The sequence below is a fragment of the Virgibacillus ainsalahensis genome (genome assembly GCF_055380755.1).
This window is the reverse complement of sequence record NZ_AP043943.1, coordinates 285197-306597: the sequence shown is the minus strand read 5'-3', so window position 1 is coordinate 306597 and position 21401 is coordinate 285197. Positions and strand designations below refer to the sequence as shown.

Below are 21401 nucleotides of genomic sequence, written 5' to 3'. Positions count from 1 at the left end.
AAAAAAGATATAATATTGTTAATTTCTACTAATTTTGGCAGAAAAAACAGATACATATAATAGGGGGAAAACAGAGTGGCCAACAAAAAAATGATGATGTCGGTGACTGCATCGGCAGCAATAGCAACCGCAATTTTCGCGGCAGAAGAAGTGGACGCAGCGTCTTATAAGGTAAAAAGCGGGGACTCGCTATGGTCAATCGCACAAAAACACAGCACCAGCGTTTCCCAACTGAAATCGATTAATAGTTTGTCAGGCAACCTCATTTTTCCAAATCAGGTCATCGAGACATCGAAATCATCCAATTCAGGTTCCAGCAGTTCTAATTCAAACTCTAATTCTACTAGTCAATCATCTACTTACACCGTTAAACGCGGTGATACATTAAGCGGCATTGCTTCAAAATATAACACTTCTATAAGCAATTTAATGAAATGGAATGATCTCGACACAACATTAATCTATCCAGGGAACGTATTTAAGGTAAGTGCTTCAGGCTCATCCAGCTCATCTGGAAGCAGTTCCTCAAGCTCAGGCTCAAGCTCCTCAGGTAGTGGCAGCGGATCAACGGCTTCATCATCGGTATATACCGTTAAATCTGGTGACACTTTGTCTAGGATCGCATCAAACAACGGTGTGAGTGTTTCCAATTTGAAGAGCTGGAACAACTTGAGCTCTGATCTTATTCTGATTGGTCAGAAGTTGAACATTGGTGGGAAAGCTAGTTCTGGATCTGGTTCGTCTTCTGGATCAAGCTCCAACGCTGGATCCGGGTCAAGCTCAAGCGGCGGCTCATCGTCTGCAGATGTGGACTACAATGTTGATAAGCTAATCAGCTCAGCGAAAAGCCAAATGGGCACACCTTATACGTGGGGCGGAACATCAACATCCGGCTTTGACTGCAGTGGCTTCATCTACTGGGCATACAAGCAGGCAGGCAAGGATGATATCAAACGTACATCAACAGATGGATACTATAACCGTTCTTACACCGTGAACAACCCACAAGTAGGAGATCTCGTATTCTTTGAAGGTACATACAGAGCAGGCATCTCCCACATGGGAATCTACCTGGGCGGAGGCAAATTCATCCACGCAGGCAGCAGCACTGGCGTAACTATCTCTGATGTGAACGATCCATATTATTGGGGTAAGCATTTTCATAGTTATAAGCGGTTATATTAATAGTTTTGGTTTAGAAGACTCTGGCGGGGGCTGGAGTCTTTTTTTGTGTGGGACGGGGGGACAGGTTCCTTGTCCCCCCTGGTTGGGCGGTTGTGGGCGGGGTGTGGTGCTTGTGGCTGTCGCTCGATATAAGCTTCGGCTCGCTCGTTTTGGTGATGCGCCCGCTCGAATTGGACTGCTGCTCGCTCGATTTAAGATTGGGTGCGGTTGCTTCGGTCCGTATGGGTTTAAGGTTTTTAATAGATGGGTTTTAGTTAATTAAAGGCCGGTTATTGGGGGAGTGCTGACTTAATAGGACGCGTTCTGGCTTGGCGTCCGGCGTTCATGGTGGGGAGTTCTGCGCTCGTGACGTGGAGTACTGCGTTCATGATGTGGAGTACTGCGGTCGAGGCATGATGTCCTGCGTTCAGGGCAGGTAGTCCTGCGGTCGGAACGTGTCATCCTGCGCTCATGCTGGGTAGTCCTGCGGTCGCGGCGTGATGTTCTGCGTTCATGGCTTCGTGTCCGGCGTTCGCTGGGACGATGGACCTGTCCCTCTGTCCCCCCCTCCCCGCTCGATTTAGTACTGGGGCAGTTCTTTGATTGGATATGGTTTTAAGGTTTTTAATAGATGGGTTTTTGTTAATTAAAGGCCGGTTATTGGGGGAGTGCTGACTTAATGGGAAGTGTTCTGGCTTTGGTGATGCTGGTGCGTTGCTCGATTTCGATTGGTGCTCGCTCGAATTGGCGGTGCTGTTTTAGAGTTAGTATAAAAAGTGGACACAGGGATTGATCCATGTTTTAATCAAACCTAAATCTAAAAGGACGTGTTCACTATGGCTGAAAAATACAAGACTTATAGCACTGAGTTTATGGAATATGTGACGAAAATGGTTGTACTGGACGGTCACAAACAAACTGACATAAGTAATAAGCTGGATATCCCTTATGGAACTATAAGGAGATGGGTTCAGGCGTATAGAGACAGGCAAAAAAAGGCGGAGAAAGAGAAGCAGAACCAACTGCTCACGGCCTCGGAATATAAGGATTTGTATGAAAAGGAACGTCAAAATAGATTGGAAATGGAAGAGGAGAATGAGATTCTAAAAAAGGCGATGCACATCTTCACGCAGGAAAAGGAGTAAGGTTCGCATTTATCCATGATCATCGCATGGAGCACACCGTTACGAAGATGTGCGAAGTTCTTGGTGTGTCGACTTCTGGTTATTACGAATATGTGAAACGGTTAGAACGGGCGGAAACAGAGCGAGAAGCGTTTAATCGTTATTTGGATGAGCGTATTCTTTTTCACTATCATGATAATCATGGTTTTTATGGGAGTCCGCGCATTCACAAAAAGCTTCGTGACCGGGACAATATTGATGTCTCTAAAAAGAAAGTGACGAACCGGATGAGGAAGTTGGATCTTTATGCCACGCCGCCGAAAAAGTTCGTTCACACGACCGATTCAGGTCACAAACAGCCGACCTTTTCGAATCATTTGAATCGAGAATTTGAGCCCGAAGCACCAAATCAGGTTTGGGCGACAGATATTACCTACGTTCATACAGGGGAAGGGTTTCTGTACTTAAATCCGGTTATGGATCTTTATGCACGTCGGATAATTAGCTATCGAGTGGATGATCACATGGGACAGCAGCTTTCGCTGGACGCCTTAAAGGAAGCAATTGCCCTACGTCAGCCTGAGGAAGGATTAATCCACCATTCAGACAGAGGATCTCAATACTGTGCTAACGCTTATTTGAACACGCTTGAAGAATCTGTTGCCAAAGTCAGTATGAGCCGGAAGGGGAATCCCTATGATAACGCCTGTGTGGAGAGTTTTTTCGCTTCTTTAAAAAAAGAATTTTTGTATAAGCATGTATTTCCCACAAAAGCTGAAGCTATGTTAGCAATTCAATTTTACATCAAATTTTATAACGAGAAACGTATGCATTCGTCAATTGATTATTTGAGCCCAATGGAACGAGAAAAGATCTATGAAATGGGCCACAAAGCAGAGATCGAAAATGAACAAAAAACCTCTGCGTAAGGGAACGCATCGGTTTATGATTCGTTCCCTTACGCAGAGGCATCCAAGCGACTTGGAGAGAGTCGCGCGGAAGTAATAAAATGGTTCAATTTTGCATCTGTTTTTGTCCACTTTATTGACAGAAGTCCAGCATCGCCCGAACTTCGCGTAACATCGCCTTCATGGAAGTGAGCATCACCCGAATCCTGCTTAACTTCGACCTCATGCCTGGGGACATCACCCGAATCTCGTGTAACTTCTACCTCATTCTAGCAAACATCGCCCTCACGCCACCTATCATCACCCGAATCAACCAAACGGGACGATGAACCTGTCCCTCCCTTCGACCTCATGCCTCTGAACATCGCCTGAATCTCGCATAACTTCGACTTCGTGACAACAAGCATTAAACGACAAACTATTAGCTGGTTAATTTGGATGCAACAATAAACGGTTTACGCTTCTGCATTTTGTTGAGCAGTTTTGTCAATTTTATCTGGTAATAGGTAAGAGACGGTAATACCGACGATTAATGCGATAAAAAACGTCGTAAATCTTGAAGTGATTATACCTTCTAACGGAGTACTTATCCAAACAATTGTAGCAATTAACCCAGATAGAATCGTTGCAAACGCCCCCATGCTTGAATACTTATCCCAAATGAATGAGAGCACAATTACTGCAGACAAAGTACAACCTACACCTGCCCAAGCCCAACTGACGACTAATAAGACAAGTGAATCAAAACTAGTTGCGATAAACAGTCCTACGAGTGCAACCACAACGACTAAAATTCGAGCAAGCTTCATCAATTGTTTTTCAGTTAAGCTCACACGCACTCCATGTTGTAAAATATCTTCGTTAATTGAACTCACTATTACCATGAGTTGAGAATCTGCGGTCGTAACGATTGCTGAAATAACTCCGGCTAACAAAATACCCGCTATCCACGGTGGCGTCAAATCTAAAATCATATATGGTAAAATGACTTCAACATCGGTAAACTGCACATCTTGATATAGAGTGAGTGCAGTTAATCCAATTAAAAACGCTCCACCGAATGATAAAAACGACCATATTAAGACCGAATAACTTCCAATCTTCACATCTTTCTTATCTTTAAGCGCCATAAATCTCGTACTTAGTTGTGGCTGCCCTCCCAAATAACCAAAGAAATACGAGAAGTTGTTAAAAAATAGTGCGCCTAATGCAAAACCTGTCAATCCTCCTCCCCAAGAATCCATTCCTTCCCCAGCTTGATTTAATGTAACGGGAATCGATAAGTCTTGTGTATAGATTTGAAAAAGTGCAACTGCTGGAATGATCGTTAATGTAACGAGCATCATAATACCTTGAACCATATCTGTCCAAACGACTGAAGTAAATCCTCCCCAAAAAGATAAAACGACAATGATAAGTGTACAAATGATCATGGCAACAATCGGGTTAATATCGAAAATTGTATACAATGTTTTACCTGCTCCTCCAATTTGGGCGCCTAGATAAAACATAAAAAATAAAATAATTAATAAACTAGCTGAATACAAAATAACTTTTCTATTTTTATTAAAACGCGCAACGATAAATGTCGGTAAAGTAATGGTTCCATTTTCGTTGGAATCCCTTCGGAAGCGTTCTGCCATGAAAAACCAAGAAAATAACGCCCCCAATATGGAACCGACCGCCATCCACACAGCTGATAATCCAGTCGAAAAAACAAATCCTGTAAAACCTAACATCAGCCACGCAGATGATCCAGTAGCACGCTCTGAAAAAGCAACGACCCAAGCAGGTATTTTTTTACTTAAATGAAACTCTGAATGACTTAATTTTACTCTACTAAAATATACACCTATTCCAAGCATCACTAAAATGTATAATACGATTTCAATAAGTATGATTGTTTGCATATCACCAGCCACCCCTTTTTATTAAATTAATCGAAGAATTGTGGTTAATCTTTTATGATTCGTTACCAAAATGACCAAAACATCTTTTTGATTCTTCAGGAGTGCCAACTTATTGAGGTATCTTTTTTGTACAGAACAGATAAAAAAACATTTTTTTAACCTATAACAGTAGAAGCAACCGGAGAATTTTTTGCTTCCTTTATAAAAAAATATAATGATAGATGATAGAATTTATACGATTAAAAATTAACTTAAGAGGTATTTTCGATATCACTTTTCCATTGCTCCAAACCTGATACCAGTTCATGGAAATACTCATTAAATGGGTAAGAAGAGGATAGTTGGTCGAACTCATCCTCATTCATTCCCCTAATTTCTTCTTCAATCTCACCTAGATCATTTATGGATCTATTTAGTAATTGAATGACCCTATTCATAAGATGTCCCTCCTTTTTGTAAGATAGATTCTGAATAGGTTACAATTAACTGAACAAAACAGTTAAAGTCAGATGGGATAAGGAATTTCTCACCACTTCATCAACCTTCCTCTTACTTTTTATCTTTTCCAAAGCTATTGGGACAGAGGGACGGGTACCTTGTCCCAGTAGTCTCCCTCTGCCCCAATACGGGGTGCGGCGCGGGGGATGGACTGTCATGCGTTCGAGGCCTGGAGTCCTGCGTTCATGCAAGGTAGTCCTGCTTTCGTGGCGGGGAGTCCTGCGCTCAGGGTCTCGTGTGCTCGCTCCCTCGAACGGAGACGGGACAATGAACCTGTCCCTCTGTCCCCCGCTCAAGCCTGTGAATATCGACTGAATCTCACGTAACATCGCCTTCATGGAAGGGAGCATCAACCGAATCTTGCATAACTTCGACCTCAAGCCTGTGAGCATCACCCGAATCTCGTGTAACTTCAACCTCGTGCTAGCAAACATCGCCCATATCTTACAAAACATCACCCTCGCGCCACCTAGCATCACCCGAATCAAACAAACGGGACAATGAACCTGTCCCTCTGGCCCCCACTCAAGCCAGTGAATATCGACTGAATCTCACGTAACATCGCCTTCATGAAAGCGAGCATCACCCGAATCTTGCATAACTTCGACCTCAAGCCTGTGAGCATCAACCGAATCTCGTGTAACTTCAACCTCGTGCTAGCAAACATCGCCCATATCTTACAAAACATCACCCTCGCGCCACCTAGCATCACCCGAATCAAACAGACGGGACAATGAACCTGTCCCTCTGTCCCCACTCAGCCGTAATAATTCGAGTAAGAATGTACGTTTTTTTAAACATAGATAAGCAAAGAACCCTCTTAGTGACAGTTCTTAATAGCTTTATCACTAAGAGGGTTGACTTCAATAGCTATATAAGTTGAAAGCCTAAGGATTTATTGAAAACTATTGGGTGTAGTATAGATTTAATTAATAAGTTATTTGTTAGAAACATAGGATTTGCTCGTTAGTCGCTGCCAGTTATCAGAAAATCATCTTCTATTTCTAATAATTGGGTATCTGGTTCAATGCACAAACCCTCATCCACATTAACTTTAATTACAGTACCACTAATGCCAACTGACAGTTTTGTTATCGTCCTGTCCTCATGCTTAACAGATAAAAGTTTCTCCCATTCATAGACGTATGATCCCTCTTTAACAAGGATCTCTTCCACTGTACCACTGCTTTTGCAAGAGACAATTTCCACATTTTTCTTCATTTCATTTCCTCCGAAGAACTTAATTTAAAAAATCAGGCTGTTGGTTAACTATTCGTTCCCACAAAGGTTGGAAGCAACGCTTTGCTTCTTCCGGGGATCCTACTTGAGCTGCGGTATTCGTGGCATCTTCTTCCCCAATTTGTACAGGATTCCCTGCTGATTCAGCCAATATTTGCACTTGGCATGACCTTTCCATGTTTATAAACCACCAGACAGTTTCTTCTAGGGAACCTCCAACAGTTAAAAGCCCATGGTTTTGTAAGATAACAGCTTTATAGTCTTTCAAAGCTTTACCGATTCTTTCTCCTTCCTTTAGATCATGAACAACACCCGTATATGCATCGTATAAGCCGTGGTCTTTGTAAAAAGCACATGCTTCCTGATTTATAGGATCAAGCAGTTTTCCCAAGGTTGACCATGCCTTTCCGTACACGGAGTGAGCGTGAGCTGCAGCCACTACATCAGGGCGTGCTTTATGAAGCTGAGAGTGAATGGTGAAACCAGCTTTGTTTACTTGTTTATCACCCTCGACCACTTCCCCTTCATGGTTAACAAGAATCAGATCTGACACCTTAATCTGACTAAAATGCATATTGTAAGGGTTCACCCAAAAACAATCCTCAAATTCTGGATCCCTCACAGTTATGTGTCCTGCGTTACCCTCATCAAAGCCAAACAAAGAGAAAATGCGAAATGATCCAGCTAATTTTTCCTTACGAATTTTCCGTTCTTTAGCAAACGTTTCTTTTTGTTTTGTATTATTCATAGCTAAGCACTCCTTCTATTATTAAATAATCTTTTTTCAAATGCATTCTTATCTAGTATTTCAAAGGATTCATGTCCCAAATATAGTGGTGTCATGCGGAAGGTCAGGAATTTTCAGGTTTATAAGCCTTCTTATTTTACCCGCTCCCCATATAATTGGGTTTTTTGTATTTCTTTGTTTATTTAATCTATTTCCCACCCGTTAGAGGTTGATTTGATAACAACCCCATAATCGGATTCAGCTTTCTCCTGGGAAATGTATCCATCTACGACATCAACAAGAACTTGTTCAGGGTTACGTTCCTTAGGTTCTCCATAGCCACCTCCACCAGGAAGTTTTAAAGTAACGACATCGTCTGGTAACAAATTATAAAGTCGTTTGGGCTCTAAAGATGTGTTCTTGTTAAGCAAAACTTCTGCTTTCTCTCCCGATTTCCCTCCAGCTAAACCACGTGGTGGATAAGTTATACCGTCAAACATGGTTGGAAAACTCCAAATCTTATTGGTACGAACCCCAAAGCGGATAATTTGACCAAGTCCTCCCCGGTAGTTTCCGCTGCCGCCAGAATCTGGACGAAGTTCTTTTTGATAAAGTAGTAATGGTGAACTGCTTTCAACAATTTCAACTGGAGTTCCGCGAACACCGGATGGAAACCCTGTTGCAGATAAACCGTCTTTTGAAGGGCGAGCTCCCATACCACCAGTATTAAATACGACATAAGAGAATGGATTACCTTGCAGGTTTTCCCCGTATACTTGTATATTCCAAAGAGCAGTTGCCCCTTCCGCAATGACCTTGTCTGGAATAGCATGATATAATGCACCAAGAACACATACAGGGGCAAAATGACCAATAATATGTCGCGTCGCTGTTGGCATAGGATGTTTAGCATTGAGAATACAACCTTCTGGAGCGGTAACATGTATCGGACGAAAACTCCCTTCATTGTTGGGAATATCCGGTGCAACAGCTGCTTTTAAAGCATAGGTAACATATGCTAATGTGTAATAAAGAGAAACGTTTATCCCTTTCGTACTTGCAGGTGATGAACCTTTAAAATCTACCTCAAGTTCATCACCCTGGATGGATACCGAACATTTTAATTTAATCGGCTCATCCACACCATCGGTTAAAACCTCGTTTTCATAAATTCCGTCTGGAAGATCAGAAATTGCTTTACGCATTGCTACTTCTGATCGTTGTGTAATTTCATTACCTAACGTATCAATTTCAGTTATGTTAAACTCATTCATCATCTCAAATAGTCTTCTAACGGCTACCTCTTGAGCAACCACCTGTGCACGCAAATCACCCAGAACCTCGTATGGTGACCGAACATTTGCCTTAATCATTGCCTGAATACTCTCATTAACTTGTCCAGCTTCATAATATTTCATATAAGGAATATAAAGACCTTCCTCATAAATACTTTCTCCCTCTGGACTATAACCTCGCCCACCAATATCTGATACATGGCAAACAGATGCAACATAGCCAATAAGATGGTCCTCGTAAAACACGGGTGTGACAATTGTAACGTCTAAAAGATGCCCGGAAATTTCATAAGGGTTGTTACTAATCAAAACATCGCCTTTCTGTAATGACTTCTTAGGAAATCGTTCGATGAAATGACGAACACCTAAAGCCATTGTATTGATATGTCCAGGTGTGCCTGTATTTGCTTGAGCAATCATATTTCCTTCACTATCAAACAATCCACAGGATAAATCACCAGCATCTGAAAGGAGATTTGTAAACGATGTTCTGATCAACGTTTTCGCTTGCTCTTCTAAATTAGTAATTAGACGATTCCACATAACTTCCAACTGAACAGGATTAAACATATTGTTGTTTTTTATCTTTCTTTTCATTTACCTTATCCCCCTTTGAATTTAAGATTAAATTGGAGAAAGGATCAACAGTCATTGTAAAATTTGGTGTCACCACCATCGTTGATTCCCGTTCTTCAATAATTGCCGGTCCAGCCACCTCTACACCTGGACTCAATTGATTTCGATCATACACAGGGGTTAGTATATATTCAGCATGTTCACCAAAATAAACATGACGTTCATCTTTGGGTTTTACTTTTATACTGTTTTTTCCATCGTTATGGTTTAATAAGAGTTCCGGAGTTGGTCCTTGAACAACAACGCGCCAATTAACAGCTTCCATGGACATGCCTTCACTGGATTCTGTGTACAACTTTTCATACTGATCTTCGAAGTTGTTTCGAATGGATTCAATGGAGTGTTCATTTAGCTCTCCATTTGGAATGGGAACACTAATGTCATGATTCTGACCCACATATCTCATTTCACAATTCCGTATCACATTAATATCCTCCGGTTTAACACCAGATTGAATAAGAATCGATTCTCCCTCTTTCTCCATTTCCTTGAAAATCTTTGTTACTTCATTCAGATCTAATTGATCCAACCGCCCCTGATAACTACGCACAAAATCAAAAGAAAGCGGTGACGATAAGAATCCAAAGGCTGAGCAAACACCTGCGCCAACAGGTGAAATTAATGTAGAAACATCCAGGATATTTGCAACGTTACAAGCGTGAACGGGACCTGCACCTCCTGTCGCAAACAATGGATAGTTTCGAATATCCTTTCCTCTTTCCACCGCATGAATACGTGCTGCACTAGCCATATTCTCATTCACAACACGATGAATTCCCCAAGCTGCTTCTGCCACGTCAAGACCAAGTGGTTTGGCAATTTTCTCCTCAATAGCCTTGTAAGCGGCATTTACATCTAAGCTCATTTCTCCCCCAAGGAAAAAGTCAGGGTTCAGATAGCCTAGTACCAAATCGGCATCCGTAATGGTCGGGTTTGTCCCCCCTTTTCCATAACTGGCTGGACCAGGTTCAGAACTTGCACTTTCCGGTCCTACTTTTAAAAGGCCCAAACGATCAATATGAGCAATGCTACCGCCACCTGCACCAATCTCAATCATTTCAATAACTGGTACCTTTACAGGAATACCACTCCCTTTCATAAACCTGTCTTTGCGTCCAACTTCGAACTCGTTTGTGACTAACGGTTTCCCATTATCCACTAAACTTGCTTTAGCTGTTGTTCCTCCCATATCAAATACGAGAAGGTTGGAAAGATCACAGAGATCACTGTAAAAAGCACCCGCTATCGATCCTCCCACAGGCCCTGACTCCAAAATCCGTATCGGAAAACGACAAGCGGTTTCAATCGTACATGTACCACCACCGGAAAGCATCATATGAAATTGACCATGAAATCCGCGATTTTCAAGATCTTTTTCTAATTTTGTTAAATATCGCTCAACAAGCGGTTGGACGTACACATTAGCAATGGTTGTCGATGCGCGTTGATATTCCCGAATCTCCGGCGAAACTTCGGAGGATAAGGAAACACAAATATGTGGTGCAACCTCTTGAGCAATTTCCAAAATCCTTTTTTCATGAACGCTGTTTTTATACCCGTGTAATAAACATATGGCTACAGCTTCCACATTTTGTGCTTTGATCTTCTCAAATACTTCCCGCACTTCATTTTCGTCTAATTGCTGTAATACTTCCCCATCATCCAATATTCTCTCCGTGACCGTATATATTGAGCTTCTGGGAACCAGCGGAGTCGGCTTATCTACAAATAGGTCATACAGGTCATAACGACTTTCGTTACCAATTTCCAACATATCGCGAAAACCTTTCGTTGTGATAAAAGCCGTCTTTACACCTTTTCGTTCAATTAGAGCATTAACTACTAGTGTAGTACCATGGATAATCGCCTTTATATCACTGTATAAGAAACCATATTTTGTAAGGGTTTCATCCAGTCCTTTAAGAAATCCTTCAGATGGATCAGGATATGTCGTTAATGTTTTTCCGAAATATCTGTTCCCTTCTTCATCGAGAAACACTATATCTGTAAATGTTCCACCTATATCAACTCCAACACGAATGGCAGACATATATATCCTCCTTTTTTTAAAACATATTGTCAGTAGCATTTATTTCAAAAACAAATTTTCCTTGATTCATAATGCCAACTTTTATGATTGAATGATTTTTACTTTTCTTTCTATTATTTGCCGATAAAATATTCAGTTTTATTAGCACTTAATTTTTCTGGATTTCAATACTATTTAGCTATTGTTTCCTTGGAAGAAACATTGTGTTCCTCGCTGTCTTCGTCTTCACGCCATATGAATTTTCCGGTATATCCGTAAAGAATGGTGATGAAAATTCCAATAAACGCGAACCACATAAACGGTAAATAAGAAATTGTTGCCACCCCAAGTGTTGCGGCCATAAATATACCGTTATCACTCCAAGGAATCATTGGTGCTGTCATCGTCCCCCCGCTTTCCGTATTTCTGGAAAGAACTCGTCTTTGTATGTTTAATTTTTGGTAATTCTCTTTCGTCATTTTACAGCCTGTGATAATAGAAACGTACCCAGCACTTCCAAACAAATTTCCAAAGAAACCAGTGAGTACTGTAGAAACTGTTAATTTTCCTGTACTATTTTTTACCCAGCTTGAAAATACTCCACTAATCACTTTCAAAACGCCTGTCTGCTCCAATAGTCCACCAAACCCAAGTGCAAGTATTGTAAATAATACAACACTAAGCATGGAAACAATTCCTCCACCGTTTAAAAGCCCATCCAGAAATTCAATTCCTGAATTCATCTGAATACCTTCATAAGCTGTTTTTAATCCAGCAATGACATCCATCCCTTGAAATGCCCATGCCCACAGAACTCCGAGAAGAGAGCCAAATGCCAGAGAAGGAATCGCAGGTTTATTTAAAGCTAATAAAACAATTACAACTACCGGCGGAACAAGCATGTACCATGAAATATTAAAGTACTCATTCAATGCGTCCATATTCGTTTGTACTACAGTCAGTTCAACTGTATTACCAACATAGAAAAATCCGACAATCAAATATAATATCCCGGCAATAATTATGGAAGGAATACTAACATAAAGCATCGAACGTACATGATCCATCACATTTACCCTGGACAAAGAAGCAGCCAAAACTGTTGTATCCGATAGCGGAGACACTTTATCTCCAAAATACGCTCCTGATAAGACAGCACCAGCAACAAGAGGAAGGGGAATACCAAAGCTTTGGCCGACCCCCATCATTGCTACACCCGCGGTCCCGACAGTTCCAAAAGAAGTTCCGGTAGCAAGTGCGGTTACTGCACAAATCACCATAGCAGCTACTAAAAAAATACTAGGATGAACAAATGACAAGCCATAATAAATCATACCCGGCACAATACCACCGGCAGTCCAAGTTCCAATCAAAGCCCCGACGACAACGATGACGAGAGTTGCTTCTATCCCTTCATAAATGCCTTTCGCAATCGCTTTTTGAAGGGTATTATATTTATGACCAAGGTATATACCAAAGCCAATAAACAAAAACCATACAACGAAAAGAGAAAGCTGAAGTGGTATGTCAAACGATATAATTGAAAAAGACATAATGATGAGAAATAAGGCTAAAACTATAATAACCTCACTAAGTTTTGGCAGACGTACATCATCATTCGGCATAAAACTCCCCCGGATTCATTAATAATGTTATCGCTTTCACTGATTTGTTTTTTTAAATCCTCCCAAAACCGACATGTGAGATGCTCATTTCAGGAGAATTTTTTATCAGCCAAGTTGATTATAACTGAACTTGACGATATCCCTTTGAACAAAAGAACTTTCATGAAAAGATTTTAACGAAACGTCTCTGTTAATGGAATACTAGTCAAACATCAACGGACGTGCTACCTTATTAAACGCAGCACCGTCAACCATTAATGAATGTCCACTGACAAAGCTAGATTCATCGGATACGAGAAATAGACAAGCATTTGCAATATCTTCTCCGGTAGCTATTCTCCCTAACGGCTGATATTTTAGAGATTCATTAAAAGCTTCTTCAGGATCTGGCAAACTTTTGAATGATTCATATAACATTGGTGTATCTACGGTGCTTGGGCAAACCGCATTGACCCGAATATTAAGAGGGCCACAGTCTAAGGACATCTGTCTAGTCAATGCAGTCATTCCCCCTTTCGATGCTGCATATGCCGCAAACCTTGTGATTGTCCGATAGGCATGCCATGAAGCCATGTTAACGATTGCTCCTCCGCCTCGTTTTTCCATCTCCTGGATAGCGTATTTTGAACAAAGGAAAGTTCCTGTTAAATTTACATCCAGTACTTTCTGCCACTCCGTTAATTCGGTTTCTTCTGCTGATTTCCTCAATGTAGCAGCAGCGTTATTAATTAATGCATCCACACCACCAAAAGTGTCCACTGTTCGCTTAAATAATGATTTAACACTTTCTTCATCACTAACATCTGTTTTCACATAGATAGCGTCTACATCTTGATCATGTAGTTTATCAATTGCCTTTGCAGCCGCTTCTTCATTAATATCTGCAATTACAATTTTCGCACCATGCCTTCCAAAATTTTGAGCTACTGCCTCACCAATTCCTTGACTTCCACCAGTTATGATTGTAATTTTGTCTTTTAATCTCATTCCTCACACCCCTTTGAATTTTAATAAACTGCTGTTTCTAGTACTAATTTATTCTCAGCAAATCGTTCAACAGATAAAGGACTTAAATCAATCGTTTCAAATCTTCCTAATCGAATTAGCTCTGATAAGCCTTTCCCTGCAGCTGGTGCATGTTGAAAACCGTGTCCACTAAACCCACTAATAATATAATAGCCTTCCATTGCTGGATGGTCGCTTATTATTGCATTATGATCGATCGGATTATAATCATATAGACCTGACCATCCTCTTTCAATTTTTATTCGTTCAAAAGATGGACATCTTTCTGCAAGCACTGGCCATATCTCATCTTCAAAAAAAGATTTATCTGTTTTGAAGTCATATCCATAGGGAACATCCCTTGCCCAACCAACAACCACTTTGGATCCCTCTTGACGAAAGTGGAGACCTGAAATATCAAATGTAAAAGGAAAGTTACTTTCAAAAGTTTCTTTGGTATCGATAGTAAATAACTGCCTTTTAAGGGGTTTTACAGGTATTTCAAGTCCAATTTTCTGGCTCAACTCACCTGCCCATGCTCCCGCAGCATTAACTACAATCGGTGCATGATATTGTGTCCCCTCTTTTGTAACAATGCCTTTAATCTTTTTAGATTCATATAGAATCGTTTCCACTTCTTCATGAATAATAGAGGCACCGGAATTCCTTACATGTTTTAGGTACCCTTGCAATACTGAATAAGGGTCTGCGTTGCCCGCATCCGGGTCAAAAACAGCACCAGCTAAATCTTCTACGTTTAACTCCGGAAAAAATGCTTTTGTTTCCCTTTGATTCATAAGTTTAGACTTCACACCAAGCCCTTTTTGTTTTTGAATTATTTCCTCAAAATTTTGAAGCGATTTTTCATTTAACAAATATAGATATCCATGTTTATGAAAGTCTATATGGCATGGATCACCATCAAAGGCCATATCCTCTTCAAAGGTTTGATATATTTGATAACTATATTGGCTCATTTGAATGTTTACTTTTGTACTAAACGTCTGCCTTACGCCACCTTCACTACGAGGTGTTGAAGAATATTCATACATCTTATCTTTCTCAAAAATTGCAATGTTTCCGTTATAGCCGTCCTTTTGTAGGTTATAAGCTAGACTAGCAGCCATAATACCCCCACCAACAATGATGATATCAAATTGATTCTGCATTTCTTCACCTCTTCTTTTCTTCTAGTTGAAAAGTTATGAAATTTCTATAACTAGTACAAAGTATATATTAGTTGAGAGCTATTTTTCATCGCCCATATCGCACAAAATTTTTGATTAATTTAATGATTCCGATTATGCAAGATGCCTAACCATTAGTTGGGGCACCCATCAAAGTAATGCGAATAATTTGACTTTAAAGCGCTAACATTATATATTTTTATTTTATTAGTTGGATAATCTGACCAATAAACAGATGGATAACAATTGTGGAATTATCTTGATTCATGGGGAGGAAAACGAATGATCTTAAATCAAATTGCTCAAAAAGTCTCGAATGACACATCAGCAATTATTGGATATCCGGTTAGTATTTCTGATGAATATGGCTATTTAATAGGAGTGAGCGATTCTTCAAGAATTGGTATGTTCGATGAATTGTTAGCTATCGTTATCAGGGAAAATAGGATGATTTATTGGGGAGAGGACGCCGCAGCAAAGCTGCCGAATATTTATCCCGGTGTTGCTGCTCCCATTTCATTAAACGGGGAGGTTGTGGGGGCCATTGGTATTCTAGATAGAGTTGAAGAAAATCAGGAAACAACCAACTATATAAAGCTTGTTAAAAATCACATAGAAATGATGTGCCATGAAGAAATTAGAAAAGAAATAAGATCATTTGAGGCAAGTTCAATAGATAGTCTCATTCAATACATACTTCATTTTAATGAAAGTAATCATGATAGAAATCATATTGTACGTTATGGGGACATGTTAGGATATGACTTAAGAACAGACCGAGCGTGTATTGTAATAGAAGTTATCCCTGTACTTCCAAATCAAGATAATATTATTCATAAGCAAGCAATGCTGAATCAATTGAAAACTGAGTTAAGAATACTTATTGAGGATTTTTTTAGAAACTCAAAAGAAGATTTAATTGGTACGCTAAACAACGAACAGCATTGTATACTTATGCCTTATTCAAAAGGTCACTTAGAGGAAACCTTCATCAATAAAATAAAGGAAATAACAAGAAGATTTAATCAGACATTAGAAAAGAGATACAAACTTTCTGCAATTGTAGCAATAGGGGATTTTCACCAAGGTATTAGTGGAATGATTAAAGCATATCATGAAGCCATAAAGTTAATAAATGCAGGAAAAAAAATTAATCAAGATGGTGTATTGACGTTTAATAATATGGACATTATGTTAGGAATTCTATTAGAAGAGATTCACGAAGATTATTATAATCGTATAAACGATAAGATTCAATTTTTAATTAATGACGAGAATTTCTTGACATTATCCAAAACTTTCTTAGTATATTGTCAATGCAGAATGAATATAAGTGAAGCCTCCCGAAAACTCTATATTCACCGAAATTCATTAATATATAGATTAGAGAAAATAAAAAAACTGACAAATTTAGATATAAATGATTTTGAGAATTGTCTGATTATGTATATATCAATCAATAAATTATTAATTCAACTTTCCCAGACTGAAATAGGCGGTAAATCTTGATATATGTGAAAGTGCGTGAATTGCTCTTAAACAAGACCAAATCGCACATGAAAGGTTCTCATGTGCGATTTAACCTAAATTATTTTCGAATCGCTAGTTAGAGGTGTACCACCTGAGAGGGAGGTGGGACGATGAACCTGTCCGGGTGTCCGAGACCAGCCTTTCCTTTCCGTGTTGCTACTCAAGCGAGTGAATATCCGTCTCATGCCTGCGAGCATCAACCGAATCTTGCTTAACATCGACCTCATGAAAGTGAGCATCGACCGTATCTCGCGTAACATCGCCTTCATGACAGTGAGCATCGACCGGATCTCGCGTAACATCGCCTTCATGACAGTGAGCATCAACCGAATCTTGCTTAACTTCGACTTCATGCCTGTGAGCATCAACCGAATCTTGCTTAACTTCGGCCTCGTGACTGCGAGCATCAACCGGATCTCGCGTAACATCGCCTTCATGACAGTGAGCATCAACCGAATCCTGCTTAACTTCGACCTCATGACAGTGAGCATCGACCGTATCTCGCGTAACATCGCCTTCATGACAGTGAGCATCGACCGTATCTCACGTAACATCGCCTTCATGACAGTGAGCATCAACCGAATCTCCAGTAACTTCGACCTCATGACTGCAAACATCGCCCGTATCTTCCAAAACATCACCCTCGCGCCACCAATCATCACCCGAATCAACCGAATGGGACAATGGACCTGTCCCTCTGTCCCAGTACCTGATCGAACACTTCCCCTGTGCGGTTGATGTCTTCTGGGTTGGTGTGTTTGCCTAGGGAGAGGCGGATGAATTGTTTGGCCTCTGCGTCGGTGCGGCCGATTGCTGTGATGGTTCGGGATGGTTGCTGCAAGCCGGCTTGGCATGCGCTGCCTGTGGAGATGGCGATACCGTGGCGGTTGCATTCGAGCATCATATACTGTCCTTCCATTCCCTCTACGCGGAGGCCGAGAATATGTGGCAGGAAGTTTGATGGGTGTCCTTCGATAGTGATGCCTTTTCCGGCTAGTTGATCGATCAATTTTTCCCGTAATGCTGTAATTCGCTCCCCTTCCCTTTTCATATCCTTACAGCCTGCTTTTGCGGCTGTGACAAATGCTGCGATGCCCGCGACATTGAGGGTGCCGGGGCGGAATCCGGACTCGTGCGTGGTGTTTGGCAGTTGGGATTTCCACCGGAGCCCTGGGCGGATGTAGGCAGCTCCGACACCCTTTGGACCATAGATTTTATGGCTGGAGATGGAGATGCTGTCGATGTTTGTTTTCGAGAGATGGATAGGAATTTTTCCGAATGTCTGGACACAATCTGCATGGAAGATAACATCCTTTTCATGCAGGACTTCCCCAATTGCTTCGATCGGCTGGATGGTGCCGATTTCCCCATTCGCATGGTGAATCGATGCGAGGATAGTGTTTTCCCTAATGGCATTTTTCACGTCTTCGCTGTCTACTGCACCTTGCTCATCGACTGGTAAATAAGTGACGTCAAATCCTTCTGCTTCCATTTTTCTGAAAAAGTTATGGACCGAGGCATGCTCGGTGGCTGTTGTAATCAGGTGATTCCCTTTATCTTTATGGGCATCAATGAGCGATTGCAATGCTAATAGATTCGCTTCTGATCCCCCGCTTGTGAAATACATCCCCTCTTTTTCAGCTTGAAGAAGGTTTGCCAGCTCCTGTCGGCAATTTTCCAATAACAAAAAGGCATTTGATCCTGTGTCATGCAGACTGCTCGGGTTTCCGTAATATGTTGTGGAGACTTTTGTATATATTTCCAAAGCCTCCTCTGACATCGGTGTTGTGGCAGCATAATCTAAATAAATCATAACAGCACTCCTGCATCTATATTTTTAAGATTTTTTTAAAAAAGTCTTGTTTTTAGTTTAATATTATGTAAATATAGGTGTCAAGACACATGTAAATATATTGTTGACCAACTTGGCTTATTGTCAGTCCGTTTATGGCGATAAAGCCTTTGTCTGAACGTATGCAGGAAGAATTTTTTCCTGTCCATATGTGTAAAGGAGCTCTGAGAACATGTTTGTGAATGATGTCATAATTATTGGAAGTGGTATCGCCGCATTGAGCGCGGCTGAACGTTTACGTGTAGATAAAAATGTGATTGTTTTCACAAAATCACATAAACAGAATAGTAACTCCTACCTGGCGCAGGGCGGTATTGCCGCGGCAGTGCATCGTGATGATCACTGGCAGGAGCATTACGAAGACACCATCACGGCAGGGGTCGCTCATGCGGACGAAGCAAATGTGAAAACGTTGGTTGCAAGCGGTGCGGATGCTGTGCTCGACTTGATACATAAGGGAATGGCATTTGATTGCGATACGGATGGGTCACTACGTTTAGGCAAGGAAGGTGCGCATTTACGGCGGCGGATTTTGCATGCTGGCGGTGACGCTACGGGGGAATGTTTGACCACGTTCATGCTCGACCGGCTAAAGGATGAGCAAAATGTCAGGATTATCGAAAATGAAATGGCGCTGGATCTGCTTGTTACGGATGGTCAGTGTGTTGGTGTGATTACAAAAGATGTTGTTGGCGTGGTCCGGGAACATATGGCGGAAGCGACGATTTTGGCGACCGGCGGATGTGGGCAGCTGTATCAATCTACTTCCAACGCTCAGGTGGTGACCGGAGACGGGATAGCGATGGTTTATCGCGCAGGTGCAGTGCTTGAAGATATGGAGTTCATGCAATTTCATCCAACACTTTTATATAAAAATGGCGTGGCGCTCAGCCTTGTATCAGAAGCGGTTCGCGGTGAGGGCGCGTATTTGGTGAATAATTATGGTTTTCGCATCATGGAAGGCGTTCATCCGCTTGGCGATCTTGCGCCACGCGATGTGGTCGCACGCGAGATTTTCAAGGAGATCCAGTGTGGGCGACAGGTATTTTTGAATATAGAGGATGTGGCGAATTTCGCTGACCGCTTCCCCACCATTTATCGTGCTTGCGTGCATGCGGGGATTGATGTTGACGCTGGCCTTCTCCCCGTAAGGCCTGGTGCACATTTCATGATGGGTGGCATCAAGGCAGCGGCGGATGGCCGGACTTCATTGGCAGGGTTATTTGCGGTTGGCGAAGTTGCTTGTACCGGCGTGCATGGTGCGAATCGGATTGCGAGCAACTCCCTGCTCGAAGGCATTGTATTTGGAAAAATGACAGCGGAGCGGATATTGGATTTGGCGGAGGATGTGGATGGTTGTTCGCCGGCTGAGCTGGGGCGGGTGCAGCCTGTGCCGGCTCGTGTGGATGATCGTGTGCGGGCTGGTGTGGGCGCGTCTCCCCTGCCATCCAATCAGGAGATCCAGGAAAAAATGACCCGCCTCGTTGGGGTGGTCCGGGTCGAAGCGGATTTACTGGCGATGAAGGAATGGGTGGAAGGCTATGATTTTCTAGGTGAAGATTTGAACATGATGCTTGTTGAAGATGCAGAAATCATAAATATGCTCACCGTTGCCTGGCTGATGACCACCTCCGCGCTCGAGCGTACCGAAAGCCGTGGCAGCCATTTCCGGGCAGATTATCCAAAGCGGCAGGCACACTGGCTGAAGAAGCGGATACTAAGGGGGCCTGTCCCCCACCTCTCTAATGCTTTAACGCTTTAAAGCAGCGGGGGACAGACCCCCTCCATAAGACCCCTCCATAAACAAAACAAAAGGAGGTTATGGAATGAATATGATTAAATTACGTGAACAGCTTTTTTCCTTTTTTATCGAGGATATTGGCGATTGTGACATAACAAGTACAGCAATTTTCCCTCCCACAAGACAGGGGGAAGGAATTTTTACAGCAAAGGAAAGCGGGGTGATTTCCGGTTTGCAGGTCATTCAAACTGGTTATCATCTGCTCAATCCGGCGATTAACGTCGAACTACGGCAGAAGGATGGCGATTGGGTGAATAAGGGGGATGTGATTGCTGAAGTACGCGGGCCGATTGTACATATTTTAACAGGAGAACGGGTGATTCTGAACCTCATTCAGCGCATGAGCGGGATTGCGACGACAACGAAAAAAGCGGTGGAGACGTTACATGATGATTCCATTCAGATTTGTGATACACGGAAAACGGCGCCGGGACTGCGGATGTTCGATAAATATGCTGTCGTAACCGGTGGCGGGAAGAACCACCGCAACGGCTTATACGATGGCGTTATGATTAAGGATAATCATATTGCTTTTTCCGGTTCGATTACAGCGGCGTTAAGCGCTGCTTCTAAGCATGCGGGGCATATGGTGAAAGTCGAAGTGGAAACGGAGACGAAGGAGCAGGTGCTGGAGGCGGTTGAAGCGAAGGCGGATATTATCATGTTTGACAACCGCAGCCCGGAGGAAGTACGGGATTTTGCAAAACATGTCCCGGGCCACATCATCACAGAGGTGTCCGGTGGAATTACGCTGGATAATCTCGCAACCTACCAGGGCACTGGGGTGGATTATATTTCGCTCGGATTTCTCACCCATTCTGTAAGAGCACTTGATATTAGTTTACATGTTCACTAGGAGGAGGAAAATAAC

General features: G+C 41.9%; 18 protein-coding genes. 6 read left to right on the top strand and 12 right to left on the bottom strand.

The genetic code is table 11. The features are described 5' to 3' along the window. The first annotated feature begins 75 nt into the window (after nucleotides 1-75). From ACZ427_RS01350 to ACZ427_RS01340, 3 genes are all read left to right on the top strand, one after another. Nucleotides 76-1185 (top strand): C40 family peptidase, encoded by a 1110-nt coding sequence (locus ACZ427_RS01350; protein WP_461176395.1) that lies wholly within the window; start codon nucleotides 76-78, stop codon nucleotides 1183-1185. An 815-nt stretch (nucleotides 1186-2000) separates the two neighbouring features. Beyond that, complete coding sequence (locus ACZ427_RS01345) at nucleotides 2001-2309, top strand: transposase (protein ID WP_464883502.1); 309 nt, start codon at nucleotides 2001-2003, stop codon at nucleotides 2307-2309. Nucleotides 2310-2335: 26 nt separating this feature from the next. After that, complete coding sequence (locus ACZ427_RS01340; RefSeq protein WP_464883459.1) at nucleotides 2336-3217, top strand: IS3 family transposase; 882 nt, start codon at nucleotides 2336-2338, stop codon at nucleotides 3215-3217. A 434-nt stretch (nucleotides 3218-3651) separates the two neighbouring features. On the opposite strand, the gene ACZ427_RS01335 is transcribed toward ACZ427_RS01340, so the two are convergent. From ACZ427_RS01335 to ACZ427_RS01290, 10 genes are all read right to left on the bottom strand, one after another. Next, entirely contained in the window at nucleotides 3652-5106 is a 1455-nt protein-coding gene (locus ACZ427_RS01335) for a sodium/proline symporter (protein WP_461178681.1), read from the bottom strand. Between the two features lie 251 nt (nucleotides 5107-5357). Next, nucleotides 5358-5543, bottom strand: coding sequence for a hypothetical protein (locus ACZ427_RS01330; protein ID WP_461178680.1), 186 nt, complete (start codon nucleotides 5541-5543; stop codon nucleotides 5358-5360). 545 nt (nucleotides 5544-6088) lie between these two features. Beyond that, a complete protein-coding gene (locus ACZ427_RS01325) occupies nucleotides 6089-6295 on the bottom strand; it encodes a hypothetical protein (RefSeq protein ID WP_464883501.1) in 207 nt (68 codons plus the stop codon). A gap of 275 nt (nucleotides 6296-6570) precedes the next feature. Then, on the bottom strand, nucleotides 6571-6825 hold the full coding sequence (locus ACZ427_RS01320) for a hypothetical protein (protein WP_461178678.1): 255 nt from the start codon (nucleotides 6823-6825) through the stop codon (nucleotides 6571-6573). A 19-nt stretch (nucleotides 6826-6844) separates the two neighbouring features. After that, a complete protein-coding gene (locus ACZ427_RS01315) occupies nucleotides 6845-7591 on the bottom strand; it encodes a class II aldolase/adducin family protein (RefSeq protein ID WP_461178677.1) in 747 nt (248 codons plus the stop codon). Nucleotides 7592-7773: 182 nt separating this feature from the next. Continuing rightward, the gene (locus ACZ427_RS01310) at nucleotides 7774-9462 is read right to left on the bottom strand and encodes a hydantoinase B/oxoprolinase family protein (protein WP_461178676.1); all 1689 of its coding nucleotides are present in this window, start codon (nucleotides 9460-9462) and stop codon (nucleotides 7774-7776) included. Beyond that, entirely contained in the window at nucleotides 9428-11551 is a 2124-nt protein-coding gene (locus tag ACZ427_RS01305) for a hydantoinase/oxoprolinase family protein (protein WP_461178675.1), read from the bottom strand. The genes ACZ427_RS01310 and ACZ427_RS01305 overlap by 35 nt, the downstream gene beginning before the upstream one ends. A gap of 170 nt (nucleotides 11552-11721) precedes the next feature. Next, on the bottom strand, nucleotides 11722-13155 hold the full coding sequence (gene nhaC / locus ACZ427_RS01300) for a Na+/H+ antiporter NhaC (RefSeq protein ID WP_461178674.1): 1434 nt from the start codon (nucleotides 13153-13155) through the stop codon (nucleotides 11722-11724). Between the two features lie 201 nt (nucleotides 13156-13356). Continuing rightward, entirely contained in the window at nucleotides 13357-14142 is a 786-nt protein-coding gene (locus ACZ427_RS01295; RefSeq protein WP_461178673.1) for an SDR family NAD(P)-dependent oxidoreductase, read from the bottom strand. A 20-nt stretch (nucleotides 14143-14162) separates the two neighbouring features. Beyond that, nucleotides 14163-15329 (bottom strand): NAD(P)/FAD-dependent oxidoreductase, encoded by a 1167-nt coding sequence (locus ACZ427_RS01290; RefSeq protein WP_461178672.1) that lies wholly within the window; start codon nucleotides 15327-15329, stop codon nucleotides 14163-14165. 300 nt (nucleotides 15330-15629) lie between these two features. Here ACZ427_RS01290 and ACZ427_RS01285 point away from each other — a divergent pair, with 300 nt between their 5' ends. Beyond that, nucleotides 15630-16856, top strand: a complete 1227-nt coding sequence (locus tag ACZ427_RS01285) for a sugar diacid recognition domain-containing protein (RefSeq protein ID WP_461178671.1) — start codon at nucleotides 15630-15632, stop codon at nucleotides 16854-16856. Between the two features lie 74 nt (nucleotides 16857-16930). On the opposite strand, the gene ACZ427_RS01280 is transcribed toward ACZ427_RS01285, so the two are convergent. Both ACZ427_RS01280 and ACZ427_RS01275 read right to left on the bottom strand, forming a co-directional pair. Next, nucleotides 16931-17518, bottom strand: a complete 588-nt coding sequence (locus ACZ427_RS01280; protein ID WP_464883500.1) for a hypothetical protein — start codon at nucleotides 17516-17518, stop codon at nucleotides 16931-16933. A gap of 26 nt (nucleotides 17519-17544) precedes the next feature. Further along, nucleotides 17545-18690, bottom strand: coding sequence for an IscS subfamily cysteine desulfurase (locus ACZ427_RS01275; protein ID WP_461178669.1), 1146 nt, complete (start codon nucleotides 18688-18690; stop codon nucleotides 17545-17547). A gap of 211 nt (nucleotides 18691-18901) precedes the next feature. Here ACZ427_RS01275 and nadB point away from each other — a divergent pair, with 211 nt between their 5' ends. Together nadB and nadC are read left to right on the top strand one after the other, a co-directional pair. Then, the gene (gene nadB, locus ACZ427_RS01270; protein WP_461178668.1) at nucleotides 18902-20491 is read left to right on the top strand and encodes an L-aspartate oxidase; all 1590 of its coding nucleotides are present in this window, start codon (nucleotides 18902-18904) and stop codon (nucleotides 20489-20491) included. A gap of 64 nt (nucleotides 20492-20555) precedes the next feature. Continuing rightward, nucleotides 20556-21386 carry a carboxylating nicotinate-nucleotide diphosphorylase gene (gene nadC, locus ACZ427_RS01265; protein ID WP_461178667.1) on the top strand — a complete coding sequence of 277 codons (831 nt, stop codon included), beginning with the start codon at nucleotides 20556-20558 and terminating at the stop codon, nucleotides 21384-21386. Nucleotides 21387-21401 lie beyond the last annotated feature (15 nt).

Excerpts from the sequence above, each read along its gene's own strand:
- ACZ427_RS01345 (WP_464883502.1), top strand. The coding sequence starts at position 2,001 with ATGGCTGAAAAATACAAGACTTATAGCACTGAGTTTATGGAATATGTG.
- ACZ427_RS01340 (WP_464883459.1), top strand. The coding sequence starts at position 2,336 with ATGGAGCACACCGTTACGAAGATGTGCGAAGTTCTTGGTGTGTCGACT.
- ACZ427_RS01335 (WP_461178681.1), bottom strand. The coding sequence starts at position 5,106 with ATGCAAACAATCATACTTATTGAAATCGTATTATACATTTTAGTGATG.
- ACZ427_RS01330 (WP_461178680.1), bottom strand. The coding sequence starts at position 5,543 with ATGAATAGGGTCATTCAATTACTAAATAGATCCATAAATGATCTAGGT.
- ACZ427_RS01320 (WP_461178678.1), bottom strand. The coding sequence starts at position 6,825 with ATGAAGAAAAATGTGGAAATTGTCTCTTGCAAAAGCAGTGGTACAGTG.
- ACZ427_RS01315 (WP_461178677.1), bottom strand. The coding sequence starts at position 7,591 with ATGAATAATACAAAACAAAAAGAAACGTTTGCTAAAGAACGGAAAATT.
- ACZ427_RS01310 (WP_461178676.1), bottom strand. The coding sequence starts at position 9,462 with ATGAAAAGAAAGATAAAAAACAACAATATGTTTAATCCTGTTCAGTTG.
- ACZ427_RS01305 (WP_461178675.1), bottom strand. The coding sequence starts at position 11,551 with ATGTCTGCCATTCGTGTTGGAGTTGATATAGGTGGAACATTTACAGAT.
- nhaC (WP_461178674.1), bottom strand. The coding sequence starts at position 13,155 with ATGCCGAATGATGATGTACGTCTGCCAAAACTTAGTGAGGTTATTATA.
- ACZ427_RS01295 (WP_461178673.1), bottom strand. The coding sequence starts at position 14,142 with ATGAGATTAAAAGACAAAATTACAATCATAACTGGTGGAAGTCAAGGA.
- ACZ427_RS01290 (WP_461178672.1), bottom strand. The coding sequence starts at position 15,329 with ATGCAGAATCAATTTGATATCATCATTGTTGGTGGGGGTATTATGGCT.
- ACZ427_RS01285 (WP_461178671.1), top strand. The coding sequence starts at position 15,630 with ATGATCTTAAATCAAATTGCTCAAAAAGTCTCGAATGACACATCAGCA.
- ACZ427_RS01275 (WP_461178669.1), bottom strand. The coding sequence starts at position 18,690 with ATGATTTATTTAGATTATGCTGCCACAACACCGATGTCAGAGGAGGCT.
- nadB (WP_461178668.1), top strand. The coding sequence starts at position 18,902 with ATGTTTGTGAATGATGTCATAATTATTGGAAGTGGTATCGCCGCATTG.
- nadC (WP_461178667.1), top strand. The coding sequence starts at position 20,556 with ATGAATATGATTAAATTACGTGAACAGCTTTTTTCCTTTTTTATCGAG.